We start from the raw sequence: 3,482 nt of genomic DNA, 5'->3' as shown, positions 1-3,482 counted from the left end.
GGCCTCGGGCGGCCAGCAGGGCGGCGCGCGCATAGGCCTCGCGCGCCGCCGCGCGCTGGCCACGCAGCTTCTCGGCATGGCCGATCTGCAAGGGGATGTCGGCCTCGCGCGGGCGCTGCGCGGCGGCCTCGCGGTAGAGGGCGAGCGCGCCCGCGAGGTCGCCCGCCTCCTTCAGGCAATGACCCTGCTGCACCCGCATGCCGGCATCCTCGGGCCGCAGGCGGAGGAACTGGCCATAGGCCGCGGCGGCCTCGGTCCAGCGCCGCTGGTCGCGCAGCCGGTCGGCCGCCGCGCGCAGCGCCTCGGCCCCATCCTGCGCCGCCGCGCCCTGTCCTTCGTCCATAGCCGCCACTCCTGCGCTCGCCGCCCGTTAACGCCCCCCTGGCCACGCCCAGGTCAAGGGGGCTTGCGCGGATGTGTGCTTCGCTCCGCGCCCTGGCTCGGTTAGGGTGCGGTGCATGCGGTCCCGAATCTATATCGATGGCTACAACCTCGCGCTCGACCAGGGCACGGGGGTGGCCACCTACGCGCGCAACCTGAGCTTCCGCCTGGGGGCGCTGGGCGCCGAGGTGGGCGTGCTCTACGGCACCAGGGCGAGCCCGAGCCGCAACCCGCTGATCCGCGAGATCGCCTTCTTCGACAACCGGGTGGGCGAGATGGCGCCGCTGCTGCGCTGGCTGCGCGGCACGCGGCGGGTGCTGCTCTCGCCCTTCGGCGAATACGCCACCCAGGTGCCGATCACCGGCAATGTCGTCTCGACCACCTTCGAGAACCGCCTGCCGCATTTCGACCATCTGTGGAATGTCGAGAACGGCTTCAACCTGGCGCACAACACCTTCAAGCTGTTCGGCCGGCAGCTGACGGTGCGCATGCCGCGGCCGCCGCAGATCATGCACTGGACCTACCCGCTGCCGATGCGTGTGCCGGGCGCGAAGAACGTCTACTGCCTGCACGATCTGGTGCCGCTGCGCCTGCCCTACACCACGCTCGACAACAAGCGCCGCTACTTCCGCATGAACCGGCAGATCGTGCGCAAGGCCGACCACATCATCACCGTCTCCGAGGCGTCGCGGCAGGACATCATCAACCTGCTCGGCGCCGATCCGGAGAAGGTGACCAACACCTACCAGGCCGTCGACCTGCCGCGGAAATTCACCGACAAGCCGGTGGACGAGGCGCATGACGAGATCCGCGGCAGCTTCGGGCTGGAGTGGAAGAAGTATTTCCTGTTCTTCGGCGCCATCGAGCCGAAGAAGAATGTCGGCCGCATGATCGAGGCCTACCTGTCCTCCGGCACCGATCTGCCGCTGGTGCTGGTGGGCAAGAAGGCGTGGAAGAGCGACGAGGAGCTGCGGCTCCTGTTCGACGACCATATCCGCTACCAGGTGCAGGAGGGCAGCATCCTGCGCACCAAGCGCCGCATCATCCTGCTGGACTACGCGCCCTTCCGGCTGCTGGTCTCGCTGGTGCGCGGCGCCAAGGCGGCGATCTTCCCCTCGCTCTACGAGGGCTTCGGCCTGCCGGCGCTGGAGGCGATGAAGCTCGGCACCCCGGTGCTGACCTCCAACACCTCCTCCCTGCCGGAGGTGGTGGGCCAGTCCGCCATCACCGTCGATCCCTACGATGTGCGCGCGCTGACCGAGGCGATCCGCGCCCTCGACACCGATGCCGAGCTGCGCGGCTGGCTGTCCGAGGCCGGGCCGAAGCGCGCCGCCCTCTTCAGCCAGGAGGCCTATGAGCGCCGCCTGGCCGGGGTCTATGCGCGGATGGGCGTCGATCTCTCGCAACCCGCGCCGGAGAGCGAGGCGCCGCTGGCCGCCGAGTGAGGCCAGGGTTTCCCGTGAAACGGGACAGGGCCGGGGGATCGCTCCCCCGGCTTTTTTTTCGGTTCGCCCCGTGGAGCGGCCTCGCTCAGCGCGACGCCTTGTACAGCTTGGTGGCGATCTCCAGCATTTCCTCGGGCGCGTAATCCGGGCTGAAGGCGGAGGGCACGCCCTCGAGCTGGTGGATCTTGCCGCCCTCGGGCAGGCCGTCCACCACCTCCAGCTCGCCGGGCGGGTCGCCGGGCAGGGCCTGCTCGCCCTCCCAGATCCCGGCCATCTCGGAGTAGTCCTCCGGGCTGAAGCGGTAGAGCCGGCGGTGCGAGCCCTCCTGCAGATACTTCTGGCACTCGGGGATGTTGCCGAGCGGGATGTTCGGCACCGGCAGCATCTTCTCGATGGCCACGCCGGTGATCTTCTTCAGCGCCAGCGCATAGGCATGCGCATGCACCGAGCCGCGCACCAGCAGATAGCCGCAGACCTCGCGCCCCGTGGGGTCGGTCAGGCTCTCATAGACCCGCAGCTTGTGCAGCCGCGCGCCGCATTCCAGGTGGAAATTGTGCAGCAGGTCGAACACCACATTGCCGGTGGTGGTGACGAAATCCGCATTCCAGGACATGGAATTGCTGTTCACCGGCAGGGCGCCGCCATTGGCCGAGAAGAAGGAGGCCGCGCTGCGGATATCCTTCATCGCCTCGAAGGGCGCGCCGGAGATGTCGCCGCCATCCTCCGTGTCCAGCCCCTGGTCCGGGCCGTTCGCCAGCATGGCGACGCCGTTCGAGACCAGCTCGACATGGCCCAGCTCCTCGGCGGTGATGCTGGCGACCAGGCTGTAGAAGGGGCGCAGCTTGCTCTTGCTGCGGAAATTGAAGCTCTGGAACATGTAGTTCCCGAGCGTCGACATCTCCCCGTATTTTCCGCCCAGCAGCTCCTGCAGGGCGGCGGCGGCGTTGGGGTCGGCGCGCTTGGGCGCGGGCAGCTCGGCCTGAAGGCGGTCGATCCGCATGAACATGCAGGCGGTTCCCTTCTGCTGGGGTTCGCCTGATCAACCGGCCCGCTGCCGCAAGGTTCGGCGGGGTCCGGGGGGATCCTATCCCCCCGGCGGGGGATCCAAGGGGGCGGCGCCCCCTTGGCCGCGGAAGCAGTGCAGCGCGGCGGCGCCATGCTCGCGCAGCGCCATCATCTCGAAGCCCGGCAATTCCAGCGCTTCCTCGCGCCCCGTCTCGGCCACCAGCAGGGCGCCGGGGGCGATCCAGCCGGCGGCGCCGAGCGCCGCCACCGCCTTCGGCACCAATTCCTTGCCATAGGGCGGGTCGAGGAAGACCAGCCCGCAGGGCCGCGTGGCGCGCGGCGGCCGCGTCGCGTCGCCGCCGATCACCCGCACCGCATCCTCCGCCCGGCAGGCGGCGATGTTGCCGCGCAGGATGGCCAGCGCCACCCGGTCCTGCTCGATGAAGGTGGCATGGGCGGCGCCGCGCGACAGCGCCTCCAGCCCCAGCGCGCCGGTGCCGGCGAAGGCATCCAGCACCAGCGCATCCTCGATGCGCTCGCGACCGGCCCAGGGGGCGTGCCACAGCATGTCGAACAGCGCCTGCCGCACCCGGTCGGCCGTGGGGCGGGTGGCGGCGCCCGGCGGCGCCTGCAGCTGCCGCCCGCGCTGCC

At 70.2% G+C, this 3,482-nt stretch carries 4 protein-coding genes; 1 reads left to right on the top strand and 3 read right to left on the bottom strand.

Translation table 11 applies throughout. The features are described 5' to 3' along the window. A partial coding sequence (locus HMPREF0731_RS25385) for a tetratricopeptide repeat protein (RefSeq protein WP_007004358.1) occupies positions 1 to 343 on the bottom strand: 343 nt, incomplete at its 3' end. A 115-nt stretch (positions 344 to 458) separates the two neighbouring features. On the opposite strand from HMPREF0731_RS25385, the gene HMPREF0731_RS11790 reads away from it, so the two are divergent. Next, a complete protein-coding gene (locus HMPREF0731_RS11790) occupies positions 459 to 1,826 on the top strand; it encodes a glycosyltransferase family 4 protein (RefSeq protein WP_007004357.1) in 1,368 nt (455 codons plus the stop codon). 85 nt (positions 1,827 to 1,911) lie between these two features. Here the strand turns inward: HMPREF0731_RS11790 and HMPREF0731_RS11785 are convergent, their stop codons facing one another. After that, a complete protein-coding gene (locus HMPREF0731_RS11785; protein ID WP_007004356.1) occupies positions 1,912 to 2,832 on the bottom strand; it encodes a manganese catalase family protein in 921 nt (306 codons plus the stop codon). A 78-nt stretch (positions 2,833 to 2,910) separates the two neighbouring features. Beyond that, positions 2,911 to 3,482 (bottom strand): 16S rRNA (guanine(966)-N(2))-methyltransferase RsmD (gene rsmD, locus HMPREF0731_RS11780; protein WP_007004355.1); only part of this gene is annotated, 572 nt, incomplete at its 5' end.

Origin of the sequence: Pseudoroseomonas cervicalis ATCC 49957 (assembly GCF_000164635.1) — a bacterium.
Classification (GTDB): Bacteria; Pseudomonadota; Alphaproteobacteria; order Acetobacterales; family Acetobacteraceae; genus Pseudoroseomonas; species Pseudoroseomonas cervicalis.
This window is presented reverse-complemented; position numbering and strand designations above follow the sequence as displayed.

Excerpts from the sequence above, each read along its gene's own strand:
- HMPREF0731_RS11790 (WP_007004357.1), top strand. The coding sequence starts at position 459 with ATGCGGTCCCGAATCTATATCGATGGCTACAACCTCGCGCTCGACCAG.
- HMPREF0731_RS11785 (WP_007004356.1), bottom strand. The coding sequence starts at position 2,832 with ATGTTCATGCGGATCGACCGCCTTCAGGCCGAGCTGCCCGCGCCCAAG.